Below are 18,655 nucleotides of genomic sequence, written 5' to 3' on the forward strand. Positions count from 1 at the left end.
TTTAGCTTAATGTGCAAACGTTAAGTTAAAGGAGCGGTAGTTCAGTTGGTTAGAATACCGGCCTGTCACGCCGGGGGTCGCGGGTTCGAGTCCCGTCCGCTCCGCCAACATAAAGAAATAAGCCTCATCGAAAGATGAGGCTTTTTTCGTTTATTCGCCGGATAAATCTACTCAGACTAACTATCAGCGGTGTTGTACTCTGTCTCATTCTTGTAAGTTATTCTGATACCATCATTTTTATTAAAAGAATTGAGCCGTTTTCGTTATGATAGACTGCTTATTTTTACGGCTGGACAGGTCAGTTTTTCATTTGTGGGTGAGGTGGTTGTGCGCCACTTGGCAGTATTGAACTGTGTTTCTGCCCACAGATAAATTAAACGGTATAATGTTTACCAATTTTTACGAGTAATAAAATGAATTGTCGCCTAGGCTGTGGTGCTTGTTGTATTGCACCTTCAATTAGCAGTGGGATCCCTGGAATGCCAAATGGTAAGGCGGCTGGGGAGCGCTGTGTGCAGCTCAGTGATGATAATTTGTGTTTGATTTTCGGCTCGCCTGATCGTCCTGCGGTTTGTAGTGATTTTGAAGCGTCTTTAGATGTCTGTGGGGATTCTAACGAAGAGGCGCTTTGGTTGATCACAAACCTTGAATCTCAAACATCTCAATAGTTTATTGCTGACAGGTGAATTATGCAGTTAACACGCTATACCGACTTTGGTGTTCGCACGCTGATGTATTTGGCGGTTCAGCCCGATAGAACAACCCTTTTTAGGATTGCAGAGATTACCGAGGTCTTCGATTTGTCACCAAATCATGTCTCGAAAATTGTGCATCACTTAGGCAAGTTAGGTTATCTAGAAACCATTCGCGGTAAGATGGGTGGCTTTCGTTTAGGGAAACCAGCGAGCGAGATTAATCTTGGGCAACTCATTCGTGCATTAGAGAACTCGCTGGCACCGATTGATTGCAGCAAACCTTACTGCCGCTTCACTCCCGCCTGTCAGTTGAAGGGCGTATTAGCCCAAGCGGTTGAGGCGTATTTAAGCGTGCTCGATCAATACAGCTTGGAGGACATTGTAAGCAATCGAAATGAGTTGCTAGCATTGCTGCCAGATATGACTATTTCTGTCTTACAGTTGGATTAGCGCCTTTCTCATGGGCTAGTTCGATGGGCAACAAGCGTGATGTCGGTACTAGCTCAATTCCTTCCGCCTTTAGGCGTGCTAAGTTCGTTTTTAAGAAGTGAATGGTTTCGGGGTAAGGATGCGCGATGGCCACTAAACTGCCTTGCGCGTGAGCCTGACTTATCATCAAGTTAAACTGTTTTTCCAGCGCTGTTGCACTGACGTCATTATCGAGAAAGAGTTGGCGTCGTAGCAGTGGCACGCCGAGTAAATCTGCCTTATCTCCCGCCTTAGTGAATTTGGTGGTCATGCTATCGATAAAGTAAAGCTGCTTCTGCTTTAGCGTTTCCATTACCCATAACATAGGATCATCGAGCTGCGTCAGCAGGCTCCCCATATGATTGTTGGCACCTTGAGCGAAGGGCACGCTGGCGATAGCAGCAAGTACACTGCTACGTATCTCTGCTTCGCTCATTTTGTTGGTTAAACCGCCGAGTCCTAAGGCTTTACCATTGAGCGCCTGCATGGGTAAGTGCAGCATAATCTCGTGGCCTTTGGCATGTGCGGCTTTGGCTAGCTTATTGCTGAGCGGCGTGTGTGGCAGCACCGATAAGGTGACTGCGCTGGGGAGTGAAAGCACGGCTTCGTCGGTGTGACGATAGCCGATATCATCGATGATCAAGGCGATTTGAGCTGCATTGCTTGGCGCAATACTGATAGCCAAAAGGGCCAATATATAAAATAGACGCACTATTTCTTCTTATTAGTCATGATGTTGTATCCAAGAAATAGCGGAAATGACTATGTTGTCTTGGCTGACATCGGTTCGTGCTGAGATGGCGTCGATTATAGCCATATTCTTTTGATTGGGGCCAGTTTCGGTTGCAACTTTGATATCTGGCACTATGCCAATAGCGTGGATGTTTTCCCCTTTGGGAGTGTTGTACTGGGCGATAGTGAGCTTGATGGCATTACCGTCGTTCAGTATGGGGATCAGGCTTTGTACTGTGCCTTTGCCGAAGCTGGTTTCACCGAGCAGCTTGGCGCGACCATTCTCTTGTAGTGCTGCGGCGAGGACTTCGGAGGCGGAGGCCGAGCCTTTATTGATCAGCACTAACATAGGCACATTGGTCAGCATGGTTTGGGGGGAGGCGTAATAGTCGGAATTGGCATCGAAGAAGCGGCCTGAGGTAGAGACGATTCGTCCTTTAGCTAGAAACAGGTCGGCAATTTTGATTGCCTGATCCAGCAAGCCGCCGGGATTATTGCGTAAATCTAAAATCAAGCCCGTAAGATGCGCGTTTTGCCACTGGCTTAAACTGCGCACCATATCCTCGGTGGAGTTTTCTTGAAAGCTGCTGAGCCTAATATAGCCGATATTACCATCCAGTAATTTGCTGGCGACAGATTGAATCGTAATAGTGCTTGGTTTGAGTGATACCTCGAACTGAGCGTCATCTTTATGGTGCTTTAAGGTGAGGTGAATACCCTGATTACTCAGACTATGTTGTTTGATTTGATTGAGGATATCCGCAAGATTGGTTTCGGTGGTTGGCGTGTTATTTAGCTTGATAATGATGTCACCCGCTTGGATACCTGCCTGTTCGGCGGGCGAGTTTGCAAAGGGCGCGATAATGCTGATATGGTCTTTATCGCTGGCGACTTCAAAACCAAAGCCGAAGTATTCGCCCCGATTGGAGTCTTTTAAGTCGAGTAACTCTTGGTGATTTAAAAAGCTGGAATAGGGATCTAAATGCTCAAAAATCCCTTTGATGGCGGCTTGCACTAGCTCATCTTTGGAAACGGTTTTAACGTAATAGGTTTCGACCGTTTCTAATACATCCTGCAATAGCGGGTAGTCGAAGTCACTCTGATATGACTTGGCATTCTCTTGGCTGGAGAGGCTAATGGACAGGCCTAGGCTTAGGCCGAGTCCAAGGCAGACGATATTGCGGATTAGATGTTTCATAGCCGTCCCCGATGTTGATGGGGACGGCCACCTTAGCGACAGTACTGATTAACGACAGTACTTGGCTGGATCGACCGCTTGCCCCTTATACCTTATTTCAAAGTATAGGCCAGGCTCTGTCTGTCCACCCGAACGTCCGACTAAAGCAATTGCTTCACCGGTTTTGACCATGTCTCCAGGGCTTTTTAACAGGGCCTGTGCATGGCCGTAGAGGCTCATGTAACCTTTACCATGGTCTATCACCATCACCATACCAAAGCCTTTAAGCCAGTCGGCATAGATGACTTTACCGCCAGAAACCGCGCGAATATTTTGTCCTTCGGGCGCAGAGAGCATAGTGCCTTTCCACACCACTTGGCCCGATCTCGGGCTGCCAAAACCAGCAGTAACACGGCCCTTTGTTGGCCATTTGAGTTTACCGCCTTGTTTATCGAAGCCTTCCATCGAAGGATTGTCACGCATGGCCTTAAGTGCTTGCTCAACGACCCGTTTTAAGCTGGCCTCTTCAATTTGCAGTTGTTCGAGTTCGGCACCTTTAGTGTTTAAGGTGCGCTGTAATTCATTGAGGGTTAATTGGCGTTGATCTTGTTCTTGATTCAAGCGCTTAGATTGCACTTGTTGCTCGGCCATCAACTTAGTTAATTGTTTTTGCTTGCTGGTTTGGGTGACTTTAATCTCATCCAGCTCTGTGATGGTTTGTTTTAACTCGTTAATCGATTTCATCCGCGCTTTGTTGAGATATTGGTAATAGGCCAACATCCGCTCAATAGTGGCGGGACTTTGCTGATTCAGCATCATCTTTGTGTAATCGTGGTTACCGGCTAGGTATGCGCTCGCAAGTTGTTTTGAAAGCGTATTTTGCTGGCTCACCTTGAGGGTTTCTAACTCTTCCTGGCGTTGCTTGAGTTCGGCAAGCGTATTATCAATCTGCGCCAAACTGGTTTTGGTGCTATTGACCTTTTTGGCTGCCGCCGCAATCGCCTCTTCATCGCTGCGTAGCAGTGCGAGTAACTTTTCCCGCTGCTTACTGGTGTTTTTAAGCGCGCTTTGTTGTTGGTTGATTTGCGCTTGGATGGATTTCAACTCGGACTGACGCTTCTCCAAATCAGAAGCGTAGACCGAGAAAGATAACATCATAAAGCCAGCAATAATGCTGGCTTTAACGGGGAGTCGAGTGCTCACTAGGTAACAACTACTCTTTAACGTGGATTAAGGGCTTACCCGTCATCTCTGCGGGAATGGTTTCACCCATCAGGTGCAGAATCGTTGGGGCTACATCACTCAGTTTACCACCTTCATCTATGGTGGCGTCACGGCCAACAAACACAAAGGGTACGAGTTCACTGGTGTGCGCCGTATGGGCTTGGCCAGTGGTCTCGTCGGTCATCTGCTCGGCGTTGCCGTGGTCGGCGGTAATAATACATTCGCCGCCTACTTTTGCCAGTGCGTCAACTACGCGACCGATACAGGCATCGACAGCTTCGCAGGCTTTAACCGCCGCATCGAAGTTACCAGTATGACCCACCATATCACCGTTAGGGTAGTTACAGATAATCACATCGTATTTAGCGGATTCAATCGCTGCGACTAACTTATCCGTCAGCTCGGTTGAGCTCATCTCAGGTTGTAAGTCGTAGGTTGCCACTTTAGGTGAGTTGATCAGGATACGATCTTCACCGTTGAATGGCTCTTCCTTACCGCCGTTGAAGAAGAAGGTGACATGGGCGTATTTTTCAGTTTCGGAGATACGTAACTGAGTACGGCCACGATTTTGCAGCACTTCACCTAAGGTATTTACTAGGTTTTCAGAAGGATAAGCGATAGGTGCTTTGATATCAGCCGCGTACTCGGTCAGCGTTACAAAGTTAACCTTTGGCATCACTGCACGTTCAAAACCGTCGAAATCGGCATTGATAAAGCTGCGGGTGATTTGACGAGCGCGGTCGGCGCGGAAGTTCATGAAAATCAGCGCATCGCCATCGTTCAAGCTGGCAACCTTGCCTTCGCTATCGGTAATGGCAGAAGACGACACAAACTCATCATTTTCGTTACGCTCATAAGCGGCTTCTAATGCGGTCACAGCGTTATCGTATTGGAACTTCGCCTTGCCTTGGGTGATCAGGTCGTAAGCCTGAGACACGCGGTCCCAACGGTTATCGCGGTCCATAGCAAAGTAACGACCAATAATCGAGGCGATACGACCATGACCCAATGTAGTAAACAGATCATCAAAGTGGCTTAGGCTGCCTTTGGCGCTGCGAGGTGGGGTATCGCGACCATCTAAGAAGGCATGTAAGTACACTTTAGTGGCACCGCGTGCTACTGCCATGCGGCACATGGCTTCGATATGCTCTTCATGGCTGTGTACGCCACCGGGAGAGAGCAGGCCCATAATGTGCACTGCACCACCAGCTTTTACTGCCGCATCAACGGCATCACAAAGGGCTGGATTTTGTTCAAACTCATGATCTGCAATGGCTTTACTGATACGAGTCAGCTCTTGGTAAACGATTCGGCCAGAACCTAAGTTGATATGGCCTACTTCAGAGTTTCCCATCTGCCCATCGGGCAAGCCTACATCTAAGCCTGAGCCTGAAATTAAACCGTGGGCATATTGGGCGTTGAGACGGTCGAGTACTGGTGTGTTGGCGTGGTAAATCGCATTCATATGCGTATTTTCACGGTAACCCCAGCCATCGAGGATCAACAACGCGATTGGACGTTTAGTTGTCGTCATGGTGATACCTTTAAAGTTTAAGGAAGCTAAAGAAATCTGAAATTGGTTAAATATTACTACGTAAGCGGGGTACGAAAAAGCGCTTTACCTAGATTAAGGTCATCGAATGGCTATTTCAGCGAATTCTGTGAGCGCCAAGAGAAGCGAGATGGCGCAAGGGCTGAGCTGTGTTCTAGAACTGTGACTAAACTGCTGCAATCTGCTAAGGCAATGGGTATACTCTGTGCCCTTATCGAATTTTTCGCCATTTATACGGGCTGTAACCATGCAAGAATATATCGAATTTTTTAAGGCTCACACTATGCTAAGTCTGGCTTGGGTGGGTTTGTTTGTAATGCTTGTGGTCAGTGTGATCAAATCGAGCTTTTCAAAAATCAAAAATGTTACTCATCAAGAACTCACTATTATGGTGAACCGACAAGACGCCAAAGTCGTGGATGTGCGTTCTAATGACGAATTCCGCAAGGGCCATATTGTTGATGCAGTTAACGTTACGCTCGCGGATATCAAAAATAATCAGGTTTCTGCCCTTGAAAAGTTTAAAGGTAGTCCCATTATACTGGTATGCAATGCTGGCATGACCTCGTCTCAAGCGGCTCAGCTTTTAAGTAAACAAGGTTTTGAAAACCTGTATAACTTGAAAGGTGGTATGGGTGAATGGCAGGCAGCGAATATGCCTGTTTCAAAAAGCAAAAGATAAGTTGTCGGCGGCAGTTATGCGCTGTGCTGCATAGTTAATTGATTGTGCAGCAGTAGCGTCATCATTGTTTGGCATACTAATCCTGCAGTCACTAAGGGCTTTATTAAGTGTTTAGATTGACTTCACAAGTACCCGTTAAGGGAAAGTAGGGACGGTACTGAGATCTAATACAGGCCTCGTAATAAGCCCGAGCTAAATTGACAAAAAGCCAGCCACAAAAGCGCTGGCATAACATTGATAGGATAGGTAGGAAATTATGGCTGAAGTAGCAAACAACGAACAACAAGCCCCACAATTCAACATCCAACGTGTTTACACTAAAGATGTTTCTTTCGAAACACCTAACAGCCCAGCTGTATTCCAAAAAGAATGGAATCCAGAAGTTAAGTTAGATTTAGACACTCGCAGCGCTAAATTAGCCGACGACGTATACGAAGTGGTTCTGTCTTTGACTGTGACTGCACAAAACGCTGGCGAAACTGCATTCCTGTGTGAAGTACAACAAGCGGGTATCTTCTCAATCGCAGGTCTGACTGAGCCACAACTGGCTCACTCATTAGGTGCATACTGCCCTAACATTCTATTCCCATATGCGCGTGAAGCTGTAGGTAGCTTAGTGGGTCGTGGTACTTTCCCACAACTGAACTTAGCACCAGTAAACTTCGACGCGCTGTTCGCACAATACGTGCAACAACGTCAAGCCGCAGCAGCTGCACCCGCAGCCGAAGAAGCTAACGCTTAATTACATGAAAAACTCTGCCGATATCACGGTGTTAGGGGCGGGCTCTTATGGCACCGCCCTTGCCATCTCTTTAGCCAGCAATGGTCATAAGACCTTGTTGTGGGGGCACGATCCTGCCCATATGCAGACGCTCGCTCAGGATAAATGCAACCAAGCGTTCTTGCCGGGTATTGCCTTTCCTGAGTGTTTATATATCGAAGCCGACTTAGCCAAAGCTTTAGCGGCCAGCAATAATGTGCTGATTGTCGTACCTAGCCATGTGTTTGGCTCGGTATTGGCCCAAGCGAAACCTTTGTTACGCCAAGATGCTCGCATCGTATGGGCGACCAAAGGACTCGAGCCTGAAACCGGACGTTTGCTGCAAGATGTGGCCCGTGATGTGTTAGGCGAGCAATATCCGCTGGCGGTATTGTCAGGACCGACGTTCGCGAAGGAATTAGCCATGGGATTACCTACGGCGATTTCGGTTGCGGGCACTTGTCCGAAATTTACCGCTGAGCTAGTGGAATTGCTGCACAGCCCTAAACGCTTACGTGTTTACGCTAACGACGACTTTATCGGCCTGCAATTAGGCGGCGCGGTGAAGAACGTTATCGCGATTGGTGCGGGGATGTCAGACGGTATTGGCTTTGGTGCTAATGCCAGAACGGCGTTAATCACCCGTGGTTTAGTCGAGTTAACCCGCTTAGGTGAAGCCTTAGGCGCCAGTACTGCCACCTTTATGGGCATGGCTGGATTAGGCGACCTAGTGTTAACTTGTACCGACAACCAATCCCGTAACCGCCGCTTTGGTTTAGCCTTAGGTAAAGGCTGCGATGTGGATACCGCCCAGGCCGAAATTGGCCAAGTGGTTGAAGGTTATCGCAATACTAAAGAAGTGTTTACCCTGGCGAAGCGCATGGGCGTCGAAATGCCGATCACCGAGCAAATCTACCAAGTGTTATACCAAGGCAAAGCGCCCTTGGATGCCGCCAAAGAACTGCTCAGCAGAGAAAAGAAATCAGAAACGCCAGCGCAATAAAGCGCGAGCCGTGATGATGCTGAATAAAATAAAGGGTGCTAAAATAGCGCCCTTTTTTATACGTGGACTTCTGGTGCAAGAAGTATCCCCGATCGCCATGGCCCTTGATTTTCCCTACATCAGGCGGGCATTTCCTCCATCCCTGGAGGTCAGATGGTGAAAGAGGGGATTTATGTCCGATCGCTATCGCCTTAATGTGACAGGCAGCTGTCGGCATCGGCCGTATCCATTAGGATTGGATGCTGAACGCGGAATATCTACCCTAATATCGAAGACCAATACTGTAACTCAGTCTTTGAACTATTTGGGATGATGGGCAATCGCCAAATTAATTTATCGACTGGAGTATAAGAGTGAAACATCATGATGTAATTATTATCGGAGCCGGCGCCGCAGGATTAATGTGTGCTGCAACAGCGGGTTACCGAGGTCGTGATGTACTGGTACTCGATAATGCCAAGCAGGCAGGGCGTAAAATCCTGATCAGCGGTGGTGGCCGTTGTAACTTTACTAACCTGAAAGTCGAGCCCGCCAACTTTATCTGTGGCAACCCGCACTTTGTTAAATCCGCATTGGCGCGTTATCCGTCGCAGCAGTTTATCGAACTGGTTGAGCGCCACGGCATTGAATACCACGAGCGCGACCATGGCCAGCTGTTCTGTAATGACTCGGCCAAAGAGATAGTCACTATGCTGCTGACCGAATGTGAATGGGCTGGCGTGAGCATTAAACTTCGCACCGATATTCTGGCGGTGAGCAAAACCGAGGCAGGCCGCTTTGAGCTAAACACCTCAAATGGCGAGTTAAGTTGCGACTCCTTAGTGATCGCCACCGGCGGTTTATCAATGCCAAAACTTGGTGCCACGCCTTACGGCTATCAATTGGCCGAGCAGTTTGGGCTTAAGGTGTTGCCTACTCATGCGGGTCTGGTGCCTTTTACTTGGCACAGTGAAGATAAAATTCGCTTCGAACCGTTGTCGGGCATTGCCGTACCGAGCCGTATTACCGCCAAAGATGGCACCGCCTTTAGCGAAGCCTTACTCTTTACCCACAGAGGCTTATCTGGCCCTGCTATTTTGCAGATTTCCAACTATTGGAAAGCGGGCGAAACCATAGAAATCAATCTATTACCCAATATGGATGCCGCGCAGGCTTTAGAGCAACAACTGGCCGCACATCCTAAACAGAGTCTGCGTAATACCTTAAGCCAGTGGTTACCTAAGCGGCTGGTGGAAGTGTTATTCGATGAGGCTTTGCTCAACAAAGCCTTAAATCAGCTGGTTCATGCAGAGCGCGACAAGTTAGTCGACGATCTGCATCGCTGGACAGTCTTAATGAATGGCACCGAAGGCTATCGCACCGCCGAAGTGACCCTCGGCGGCGTGGATACCCATGAGCTGTCCTCCAAAACCATGGAAGCCATTAAAGTCCCCGGCCTGTTTTTTATTGGTGAAGTGATGGATGTGAGCGGTTGGTTAGGCGGGTTTAACTTCCAATGGGCCTGGGCATCTGGCGTGGCAGCAGGTCGAGTGGTTTAGTGTTTGGGAACAATAAAGTTTGAAGAAATATTTAGAAAAATTAAATGAACTAGAAATCGCTTGTCATAACAATTTTAAGGATGACTCAGATGAACATTGGGTTGATGAAGAATACGTCCGTATAAGAGTTGATGCTCTCAAGTTGCTAAGTAGCGCAAGCAAAGAGTTAGAAGTAAATGAACTTACTCGTTTTAGATTGAAAATAGTACAGTTCTTTTGTGCCAATATGGGATGTCATTTAGATATTAAAGTGCTTGAATCTGAAGATGCAAATGTATTGTCGCAAAATGAGATCGAATTTATATTGGGAAATTCTCAGTTAGCGCGGTGGAATACGTAAATTTAAGTTTGTTTTCTGCACATAACAATTCAAGGCAGTTGGCGTTGTATACATTGTCACTATTTCCCCAGTGACACGCCGCCCTTTTATTTTACAAGAAGTATCCCTATAGGCTCGACGGCGGCATCTGCAATACATGGAAGTGTAAATGCCGCGTTCACATGGCCGATGATGTTCCCGACATCATAGTGGCATTTTCCATATCCCTTGGGTCAGATGTGAAAGAGCGGCAATGCCGCTAACGGTCACAGTTGCAACAATGCCGATCTTAACGACCATTCAACTGTTCATCTGGCTAAAAGATATTGCCCCACTTGCTAGCCTCGTTTGTTCATTTGGGAGTTTACGAATATGTTGCACTACAAAAGTTCATCTATTAGCCCTCATTTTAGCGCTTCGCCACAACTGTCCAAATCTGGATAGGTGTAAAGTCATATCTTAAAACGCTTGTTTTTTAGGGCGTTGAGAACAATATCCGTGCGCGACATCCCAATATGCATAATTAAAAGTCATTTAAAATTAGCCAGATATAAGCTGTATTGATTAGGTGGTATGTTTGGAAAACGCGCATGTGCACTAATAAAATGTTATGTAACTAGGGAACGTGATGCAACCTGAGAGTCAATCGTCAGAATTACAGCTATTAGTTAAAGATGCTCGGTGGGCTATTTGGCTTTTTGTGGGAGTAAATTTCTTTGTATTAGTTTTCTTTCTAGCTGACGGTATATTCAACGAATTTGTATTTGTCCTTTTATTCATCCAATCTGCTTTATTAATTTTTTGGCTGCTACCTGTCTTTTGCTATCAGGTGTTTGTCAAAAAGTTACGAGTCAAACTGGCAATATATAAAGCGCTGGCATCGTACAAAGAAGCAATTGGTCACGTATCGTGGTAGCGTTAAATAACAAGCTAATAAATTGGGACAAAAAACAGTTTACTGTTTTCGTTCCTCTACATTTTAGCAAACAATTTTTTGCCCATGATTAGGGCGTTAGTTTCTGAATCGGAGTATCAGTGAAGAAAGAAGACGGAATCTCAAAGTACAAGCTGAATAAAATTGCTACGGAGTCTTTGAGAAATACTATCCGTCTTCATCTTGACTCTGTGTTGCTCTATGAAAATGGCTCCTACCCGAGTGCTCTTCAGCTTTCAGTCTTGGCATTAGAGGAATTCTCAAAGGCCAACTGGGTAGATCACTATATATGGTCATCTGAAACTAATGAAGGCTATCCTGATGCTGAGTTTGAGCAAGAATGGCTAAAGCTTCTGTACTTGCATCCAAAAAAGCAATGGAGCTTTGTGGCAAGAGAAACAGATGATTATTCGCCAAAGTTTATTTCTCTGATCCAAAGTCGAAAACTTGAAGAGAAAAAGCAAAATGCAATCTACGTTGGCTTGTCTCGCTCAAAAGGTAAGATCGATACTGATAGTCGAGTTTCAACCCCTTGGGAAATAAAACAAAAAGATGCAAAGCAGTTTATTTCAATTATCAACGACGAGCTGCTCAGAATATGCGCAAGAATCGAAGAAGATGAATTCTACTTCGAGGGTGGTAAGGACATGGATGAGGTGTTCGATTATGAGATCTATAAAAAGCTTTTGAAATGGCCACACAAGAGTGGAATTAAGAATAACGGTTGGAGAAAGAAGAATCGCCAACGAAACTAACAAGTGTATGTTGTCGGCGGGCTGGTTTTCCGCTGTGCTCTAAATCAGCCGCAAATGCGGGCGTTAACCCATAGAGATTTTTATCTGAAACAGACGCGTTAGAGTTAAGGGTTTAAATCGAAAATTTTCCCAAAGTGTGCTGCGTATTTATTTAAAACTTAAAGACTACGCTAATACTAAAAAGGCGAGTGATGTCGATTAGAGAGACGACCGTCCGCACAACATCCGTGTTTAACGGCCAGTTCGCCTTCCATGGCTCGCCTATCCATCAGCGCTTCCATAGCCAACTCGACCATCCCACTGGCTCAAGATTATAACTCTCTGATTATCAGTAAATTTGTTGTGCCACCAATCAATCCTTACCCAATCGCCAATTTGGTTTCTGCATAGCGCAGTTTTTTTACCCTTGGGTTGGCAAGAAAGTAGGCCAACATCAGTGGGCCGAGGCGCCCCATAAACATCATAAAGATGATAATGCCTTGGCCTGCACTGGATAAATTGCCTGTTAATCCACGGGATAACCCGACTGTGCCGAGGGCGGATACGGCTTCGAAGGCGATATCCATCATTGGGGCTTTTTCGGTAAGCACGAGGGCGAATATTGCCAGCCAAGTGACGCCGATGGAGATCATCGTTAGGGCGAGTGCCTTGCTAATGGTGTCTTTGGGGATTTCGCGCTTAAACACATATACAGCTTCATCGCGGCGTAAATAGCCGTAGGTGGCGAGGATTAACACCATAAAGGTCACGACTTTAATGCCGCTGGCGGTACTGAGGGAGCCGCCGCCGATAAACATCAGCACTAAAATCAATAGGGTGGAACCATCCTCGAGTTGGTCTATGGGCAGGGTGTTAAAGCCTGCGGTGCGCGGGGTTACGGCCTGAAACCAAGAGGCCAACCATTTGCCGAGTTCGCTTAAGGGCGCGAGGGTGTTGGGGTTGTTGTATTCAATCAGGTAAATGGCTATCACGGCTACGGCATTGATCAGTATGGTGCCGGTGATCATCATGCGGCTGTAGACGGTGAGCTTCGACCAACGTTTATTGCGCTTAAGGTCAATCCACACCGAAAACCCAAGACCGCCCACAATAAATAAACCTGTGATAGTGATGTTGATAACTGGGTCTGCGACATAAGGGATTAAGCTATCTGGGCTTAGGGCAAAACCCGCGTTATTAAAGGCGCTAATGGTATAAAAGAAGCCGTGAAACAGGCTAGTTTGCCAACCCAATTCGCCGCTCCAGTAGACAGATAAAATCAGCATACCCACGGCTTCAACCAATAGCGAAAACACCAGTACGGCCTTAGCAGTCGAGACTAAGGTAGAGGTATCGGTTTGATTAAACGCTTCTTTCGCCACTGTTTGCTGCAAGAAACCTATCTTACCGCCCAGCGCTATTAGAGTGACAATGGCAAAGGTCATCAAGCCTAGGCCGCCGCATTGAATTAGCAGCGCGATAATCACTTGGCCAAAGGGCGTGAACACACTGCCAGTATCGACGACCACAAGCCCTGTGACCGTCACCGCTGAGGTCACGGTAAAGAGGCTTTGCAGCCAAGTAATAGGCGACTCGGTGGCAATGGGCAGTTTAAGCAAGCAAGTGCCAACGAGGATCAGCAGAGCAAAGCTTGCACTTAAGATAAAGGGCGGCGCGCCAAAGAGTTTTTTACCGCTTTTAGGTGTGTGCTCTAGGGTGAGCGAAGGATGCCATTGAACCACCTTACACCAACCTTGGTGCGAGCTGTTTTAACTCGGCACGGCTACCGCAGAGGAATAGGGCATCGTCAGTGTGTAGGATAAAGTCACTATCAATCTTGTTAAATACGCTCTGCCCGCGCTTAATCATCAGTGGCGCGACTTTGCCTTTAGGGCTGCGTTGCACATTGGTTTGCTCATCGGTGTTTTTCTCTTGTAGGCTCCCGAGTAGTTGGCCAACTGTGACTTGATGTAAATGGGCTTTAATATGGATTTCAACAATATAGAGCCCATCGCCGATGGCGAGAAAGTTATTCACCATAGGGTAGTTTAGCGACTGGGCGACGCGGATCCCCATATCTTCCTCGGGGTGAATAATTCGCGCGACATCGAGTTTAGACAATATGGTGTGGTGCGCTTTATTGCTGGCTTTAACCCAAATATTTTGCACGCCGAGATTTTTCAGTGCCAGGGTACAAAGTAAGCTCGATTGCATATCAAAACCGATAGCGACAATCACGACTTCACTACTGGTAAGATCGAGTTCCCGCAGCGACGCCTCATCGGCGCAGTCGCAAATTACCGCTTCAGTAAGACTTTCTACATATTTTTCAACAGCTTTGTGGTCATTGTCGACACCCGTAACCGTATGACCTAAGTGGATCAGTTCTCTGCTTACAGCAACGCCGAAGCGGCCTAATCCGATGACAGTAAAATGTGCCATTTCATATCCTTGTGTGGTTGAGCTAAAGAATGAGGCGAGCAGGCCTAGGGCGGGCCGAGGTCGGTGAGTCGATACCCTAAACCGGGCTCGGTTTTGATTAGTTGTTGTTCGTCACTATCGTTAAGCTTTTTACGCAGTTGGCTGACTAAAATCCGCAGATAATGGCTATCTTCTTGGTGAGTTTCGCCCCAGATATTGCGCAGCAGTTCGCTCTGTTTCAGCAATTGCCCAGGGTGGGACATTAACTGAACCAGTAGGGCAAACTCTTTTTTGGTGAGGGCGATTTCCTGCTGGTTAAGCCAGCATTGATGGCTGCTCTTTTGCAGGGTGAGCGGGCCAAATTGCAGCATATCGATAGTGCTTGAGGTATCCACAAGGTCACGAACTAATACCTTGATACGCACGATTAATTCCCTGATACCAAAGGGTTTACTTAGATAATCGTTAGCGCCTGCCTCGAGTAGGCGGATTTTTTCTTCCTCCTGATCGCGGGCGGTGAGCACCAGTACTGGGGTCTTATCCTGCTGGCGCAGCCCATGGAGCAATTCGATGCCATCACCATCTGGCAGGCCGAGGTCGAGCACGATAAGGTGTGGCTGATGGCTGCGGTACTGTTTGAGCGCCGTGGCTGTGCTGGTGGCGCTCACGTATTCAAAGCCTTCCGCCTCAAGTGAGATCCGCATAAAGGTATGGATTTGCGGCTCATCATCCACCACTAACACCTTGTAAGCCATTTATGCACTTTCCTTCGTTATCGGTAACGCGATGCGGATCAGGCTGCCTTGAGCAACACTTTCGGCGCTGATACGCCCGTTATGGGCAGTAATAATCCCTTTGGCGACAGGTAGACCCAATCCAGCACCGCCATCGGTAGAGGGATGTTGGCGGTAAAACAGTTCGAAAATTGCCTCCTTTTGAGATGGGGCTATGCCTTGTCCTAGGTCTTGAATATCGATACGCAGCATATCTTGGTGGCGATAGAGGCTTACGATCACAGGCTGGTTGGTGGGGGAATAATGCAGGGCATTATCGAGCACATTAAAAATCGCCTGTTCAATCAAAGAGCTGCAAATCATTAATGGCGGTAGCTCTGGTTCACTATGAATTTTGATCCTAGGTTGCGCGGTTTGAAAGCGGGCGATAGTGCGCTGTAGCACTTCGCGTAGATTGGCTTCGTCTAGGCTAAATTTGAGCGCGCCATGTTGTAACTTAGTGGCCTGCAAAAGATTTTCAATATATTGGTGCAGGCGATGACTCTCGGCGGCGGCCGAGTCGATAAGCTCCTCGGTTTGCTCTGGGTTGAGCTTGGCTTGGTATTCCTTCAGCGTGGTTAAGGTGCCGATAATGGTCGCAAGTGGCGTGCGTAAATCGTGGGAGACCGAGAGCAAAATGCTGTTTCTGAGCTGCGCCTGTTCGAGTGCATGCTGCTGGCGGCGGTAATGTTCGGCCAATTTGCTGCTAGTCAGGGCGACCAGCAAAAATACGCTTAGATTGACTATGTCTTCGACGTTGAACATCTGCAACGAATAGCGCGGCGTGGTAAATAAAAAATTGAAACTGACGGCGCCAAACACGGCCACAAAGTAGGCATAGTTGGCACTGCATTGCAGGGCCACGGCGACCACGGCTAATTGCAGGATAAGCAGTACGGCAATGGCTGATCCTGAAAATACATCAATAAAATAGCTAGTTATTAACGTTACCACTAACAACATGGCGGTAAATATCGCGGGATGCGTGCGCCAGAATTGGTTGATGGATACTGTGTTTGCAAAAGTCATAACGGCTAAGGCGTTGCGGAAATTAAGGGTACTTTAGCAAAGGCCTGTGGGGATAGCGCGTAAAAAATCCGTAAAATTTACTGGGGCTTGGCGTGTGGGTGTTGTCTGGCATTTGCATCAGGCAGGCGGTTTTGCTCGCCAACTTACATTAGATAGTGGCTGCAAACGCCGCCTTAAGCGAGGTAGTCTAGCTCGATTACCTCGCGATAACGTATTACTGCTCGGATTACCAAGGGATGGGCGGCGGCATTAAGCGTTTGCCACTATAACCCGGCACAGTGGTAAAACGTGGGGACTTGGCCTCCCAATCGGCTTGGGCACTGGCGATATCTTCCTTGCTGTGGCCGACAAAATTCCACCAAATACTGACTGTGTCGGTGAGGGGCGCGCCGCCAATCAGCAGTAAACGTGCGCCTTGGTGAAGGTCGAGCGTTATACCCTCGCGCAGCATGCCAAGGTAAGCGAGGTTATTGTTATCAAAGGATTCGTCGTCGATATCGAATCGGCCCTCAAGTGGCATTAGGCCATATTCAAATCGCGGATCGAGCCTGAGTGTTAGTTGAGTGGCCTCTGTGGCAAAAATATCAAGCGCGACGATCGGTGAAAAGTGCAGTGTGGGCGCTTGTTTATCCTTCCACGAGCCAATCAATAGGGTAAATTCGACGCCCGCCTCCTGCCAAGTGGGCAGCTGGGGATAATGGTCGAACCTCGGGGTTGTGTCTTTGTGTTCCAGCGGTAGCGCAATCCATAGCTGCACCGCATGCATAGTGCGATGACCTTCGACGGACTCTTCGGTGTGGGCGATACCATGGCCTGCGGTCATCAGATTGACTTGCTTAGGGCGGATCACTTGGGTGCTGCCTAGGCTGTCCCTGTGCATGATTTCCCCCTCCAGCATCCAAGTGAAGGTTTGAAGGCCTATATGGGGATGCTCGCCCACATTCATTAAGGGGCCGTCGGTGACAGGACCAATATGATCCAGAAAACACCAAGGGCCTATGAGTCGACGCGGTTTTTGCGGAATCGCCCGCGCTACGGGTATCCCGCCTACATCACCGATTTTGGAGGCTATATGTTGGATTTGGATCCGCCCATCTTCGACGGGGCATTCCCTTGGGCCGCCGTAAAACGGCGACGTTTGCATTTGACTCATATCGACTCCTTATCTTCATTTAGACACGGATAGATTTAACATTTATGCTGGTGCAGCGAGGCGTGTTATCGCCCTCAAGCTCTGTTACTCATGCTCGACCTTAATGACTTTAACGCAATATTAGGAATAAGGGATGTTAACAGACCCTGTTTTTTGGTTGGTGGCGATACCTGCGGTGTTGATCACTGGGATCTCTAAATCGGGTTTTGCTGGTGGCGTCGGTGGCTTGACTGTGCCCCTGTTAGCGCTAGCCATAAGCCCAGCAACTGCGGCGGCAATCATGTTACCACTGCTGATTTATATGGATTTTTTAAGTGTTCGTTCGTGGTGGGGCCAACATAATCCACGCCAATTATGGATCCTCTTACCCGCGGCGATTGTGGGCATAGGTATAGCCTATTGGTTGTTCGACCGATTAAACGAAGATTACTTACGGGCGATTTTAGGCTGTGTGTCCTTAGGGTTTGGTCTTTATGGCTTGGTTTTAGGGGATAAAACCCAAGCGACCCCTTCACCTTTGGTGGGACGACTCTGCGGCTTAACCGCAGGCTTTACCAGCTTTGTGGCCCATGCAGGCGGGCCGCCACTCAATGCCTATTTGCTGCCGTTACGTTTGGCCAAACCAGAGTTTTTAGCCACGGCAGTGGTGTTTTTTGCGGTGGTGAATCTGGTTAAGTTAGTGCCCTACAGTCTGCTCGGGCAAATTAACCAAGGTAACATTCTGATTTCTCTGTTACTTGCGCCTTTGGCTTGGTTAGGGGTAAAACTGGGGTTGTCGATCCAAGATAAGATCAGCGATAGGTTGTTTAAACGCATCATCTTGATTTTAATGGTGCTGGTGGGTATTCGCTTATTGTGGACGGCGTTATAGTTTTAAGCTTGAGATTAGCTTAGGCTGTTACCATCGATTTTTTCACGGTATGTTAGTTATCGCTTTGATAGCACCCGATATTACGCAAGAATTGCCCGCGATGAGTTTTACGCTAATGAAACGATTACTGATAGTTATCTTAGCCTTAGGTCTTGGTGCCTGTGCGAGCGCGCCAGAACCTAAGCCTGTGGTTAAGCAAGTTGAACCCGTCTCCGTTTGGAACGATAGCAATATCGCCGAATTGCATTCCGAATGGCGCGGCGTACCTTATCGTTTGGGGGGCGCGACCAAGAAAGGCATCGATTGCTCGGCCTTTGTGTCGGTCGCTTACCAAAAAATGTTGGGTATGACTCTGCCGCGTACAGTGGAGGAGCAGCAAGCACTTGGTAAACCCGTGGCGCGGGATCAACTGCGTAAGGGGGACTTAGTGTTCTTTAAAACTGGCTGGAGCACGCACCATGTGGGTATTTATGTGGGCGGGAATAATTTCCTCCATGTCTCGACGAGCCAAGGGGTTAAAATTTCGAGCCTACTTAATAGCTATTGGGCATCAAAGTATTGGAATGCAAGGCGAATTTAAGCCTTAATCA

The 18,655-nt window shown here is 47.7% G+C and carries 20 protein-coding genes and 1 tRNA gene; 12 read left to right on the forward strand and 9 right to left on the reverse strand.

What is annotated here, in order from left to right; genetic code table 11:
* Positions 1 to 30: 30 nt before the first annotated feature.
* The 3 genes from M0413_RS13980 to M0413_RS13990 all read left to right on the forward strand — a co-directional run bounded on the left by M0413_RS13980 (position 31) and on the right by M0413_RS13990 (position 1,145).
* Positions 31 to 107, forward strand: a tRNA-Asp gene (locus M0413_RS13980).
* 306 nt (positions 108 to 413) lie between these two features.
* On the forward strand, positions 414 to 668 hold the full coding sequence (locus M0413_RS13985; RefSeq protein ID WP_011624688.1) for a YkgJ family cysteine cluster protein: 255 nt from the start codon (positions 414 to 416) through the stop codon (positions 666 to 668).
* Positions 669 to 689: 21 nt separating this feature from the next.
* Positions 690 to 1,145 carry an Rrf2 family transcriptional regulator gene (locus M0413_RS13990; protein ID WP_037431159.1) on the forward strand — a complete coding sequence of 152 codons (456 nt, stop codon included), beginning with the start codon at positions 690 to 692 and terminating at the stop codon, positions 1,143 to 1,145.
* Here M0413_RS13990 and M0413_RS13995 read toward each other — a convergent pair.
* The 4 genes from M0413_RS13995 to gpmM are packed head-to-tail and all read right to left on the reverse strand — an operon-like array spanning position 1,120 to position 5,830.
* Complete coding sequence (locus M0413_RS13995) at positions 1,120 to 1,875, reverse strand: divergent polysaccharide deacetylase family protein (RefSeq protein ID WP_188872379.1); 756 nt, start codon at positions 1,873 to 1,875, stop codon at positions 1,120 to 1,122. The genes M0413_RS13990 and M0413_RS13995 overlap by 26 nt on opposite strands.
* Before the next feature lie 12 nt (positions 1,876 to 1,887).
* Positions 1,888 to 3,093 carry a S41 family peptidase gene (locus M0413_RS14000; RefSeq protein WP_249554626.1) on the reverse strand — a complete coding sequence of 402 codons (1,206 nt, stop codon included), beginning with the start codon at positions 3,091 to 3,093 and terminating at the stop codon, positions 1,888 to 1,890.
* 48 nt (positions 3,094 to 3,141) lie between these two features.
* On the reverse strand, positions 3,142 to 4,275 hold the full coding sequence (locus tag M0413_RS14005) for a murein hydrolase activator EnvC family protein (RefSeq protein WP_037414470.1): 1,134 nt from the start codon (positions 4,273 to 4,275) through the stop codon (positions 3,142 to 3,144).
* 10 nt (positions 4,276 to 4,285) lie between these two features.
* Positions 4,286 to 5,830 carry a 2,3-bisphosphoglycerate-independent phosphoglycerate mutase gene (gene gpmM, locus M0413_RS14010; protein WP_249554628.1) on the reverse strand — a complete coding sequence of 515 codons (1,545 nt, stop codon included), beginning with the start codon at positions 5,828 to 5,830 and terminating at the stop codon, positions 4,286 to 4,288.
* Positions 5,831 to 6,095: 265 nt separating this feature from the next.
* Here gpmM and M0413_RS14015 point away from each other — a divergent pair, with 265 nt between their 5' ends.
* From M0413_RS14015 to M0413_RS22950, 7 genes are all read left to right on the forward strand, one after another.
* A complete protein-coding gene (locus M0413_RS14015; RefSeq protein ID WP_037414466.1) occupies positions 6,096 to 6,530 on the forward strand; it encodes a rhodanese-like domain-containing protein in 435 nt (144 codons plus the stop codon).
* 256 nt (positions 6,531 to 6,786) lie between these two features.
* Complete coding sequence (secB, locus tag M0413_RS14020; protein WP_011620882.1) at positions 6,787 to 7,272, forward strand: protein-export chaperone SecB; 486 nt, start codon at positions 6,787 to 6,789, stop codon at positions 7,270 to 7,272.
* Between the two features lie 4 nt (positions 7,273 to 7,276).
* Positions 7,277 to 8,293 (forward strand): NAD(P)H-dependent glycerol-3-phosphate dehydrogenase, encoded by a 1,017-nt coding sequence (gpsA, locus tag M0413_RS14025; RefSeq protein WP_055646929.1) that lies wholly within the window; start codon positions 7,277 to 7,279, stop codon positions 8,291 to 8,293.
* A gap of 353 nt (positions 8,294 to 8,646) precedes the next feature.
* Entirely contained in the window at positions 8,647 to 9,831 is a 1,185-nt protein-coding gene (locus tag M0413_RS14030; RefSeq protein WP_249554630.1) for a BaiN/RdsA family NAD(P)/FAD-dependent oxidoreductase, read from the forward strand.
* Positions 9,832 to 9,850: 19 nt separating this feature from the next.
* Positions 9,851 to 10,171 (forward strand): hypothetical protein, encoded by a 321-nt coding sequence (locus tag M0413_RS14035; protein WP_249554632.1) that lies wholly within the window; start codon positions 9,851 to 9,853, stop codon positions 10,169 to 10,171.
* Between the two features lie 1,014 nt (positions 10,172 to 11,185).
* On the forward strand, positions 11,186 to 11,839 hold the full coding sequence (locus tag M0413_RS14040) for an AbiV family abortive infection protein (protein WP_249554634.1): 654 nt from the start codon (positions 11,186 to 11,188) through the stop codon (positions 11,837 to 11,839).
* 191 nt (positions 11,840 to 12,030) lie between these two features.
* Positions 12,031 to 12,156 carry a hypothetical protein gene (locus M0413_RS22950; protein WP_283771961.1) on the forward strand — a complete coding sequence of 42 codons (126 nt, stop codon included), beginning with the start codon at positions 12,031 to 12,033 and terminating at the stop codon, positions 12,154 to 12,156.
* Positions 12,157 to 12,198: 42 nt separating this feature from the next.
* On the opposite strand, the gene M0413_RS14045 is transcribed toward M0413_RS22950, so the two are convergent.
* The 5 genes from M0413_RS14045 to M0413_RS14065 form a co-directional block, all read right to left on the reverse strand.
* On the reverse strand, positions 12,199 to 13,560 hold the full coding sequence (locus tag M0413_RS14045; RefSeq protein WP_249554636.1) for a TrkH family potassium uptake protein: 1,362 nt from the start codon (positions 13,558 to 13,560) through the stop codon (positions 12,199 to 12,201).
* Position 13,561: 1 nt separating this feature from the next.
* Positions 13,562 to 14,260: a potassium channel family protein gene (locus tag M0413_RS14050; protein WP_249554638.1), complete on the reverse strand. Its 699-nt coding sequence runs from the start codon at positions 14,258 to 14,260 to the stop codon at positions 13,562 to 13,564.
* Positions 14,261 to 14,304: 44 nt separating this feature from the next.
* On the reverse strand, positions 14,305 to 14,994 hold the full coding sequence (locus M0413_RS14055) for a response regulator transcription factor (protein ID WP_249554639.1): 690 nt from the start codon (positions 14,992 to 14,994) through the stop codon (positions 14,305 to 14,307).
* Complete coding sequence (locus M0413_RS14060; protein WP_249554640.1) at positions 14,995 to 16,041, reverse strand: sensor histidine kinase; 1,047 nt, start codon at positions 16,039 to 16,041, stop codon at positions 14,995 to 14,997. It abuts the gene before it with no gap.
* 226 nt (positions 16,042 to 16,267) lie between these two features.
* Positions 16,268 to 17,194, reverse strand: coding sequence for a pirin family protein (locus M0413_RS14065; RefSeq protein ID WP_249554641.1), 927 nt, complete (start codon positions 17,192 to 17,194; stop codon positions 16,268 to 16,270).
* 133 nt (positions 17,195 to 17,327) lie between these two features.
* Here M0413_RS14065 and M0413_RS14070 point away from each other — a divergent pair, with 133 nt between their 5' ends.
* On the forward strand, positions 17,328 to 18,065 hold the full coding sequence (locus M0413_RS14070; protein WP_037416172.1) for a sulfite exporter TauE/SafE family protein: 738 nt from the start codon (positions 17,328 to 17,330) through the stop codon (positions 18,063 to 18,065).
* Positions 18,066 to 18,180: 115 nt separating this feature from the next.
* A complete protein-coding gene (locus tag M0413_RS14075; protein ID WP_037427995.1) occupies positions 18,181 to 18,645 on the forward strand; it encodes an NlpC/P60 family protein in 465 nt (154 codons plus the stop codon).
* The last annotated feature ends 10 nt before the right edge of the window (positions 18,646 to 18,655 follow it).

The organism is Shewanella sp. 8A, assembly GCF_023475945.1.
Taxonomy (GTDB): Bacteria; Pseudomonadota; Gammaproteobacteria; order Enterobacterales; family Shewanellaceae; genus Shewanella; species Shewanella xiamenensis.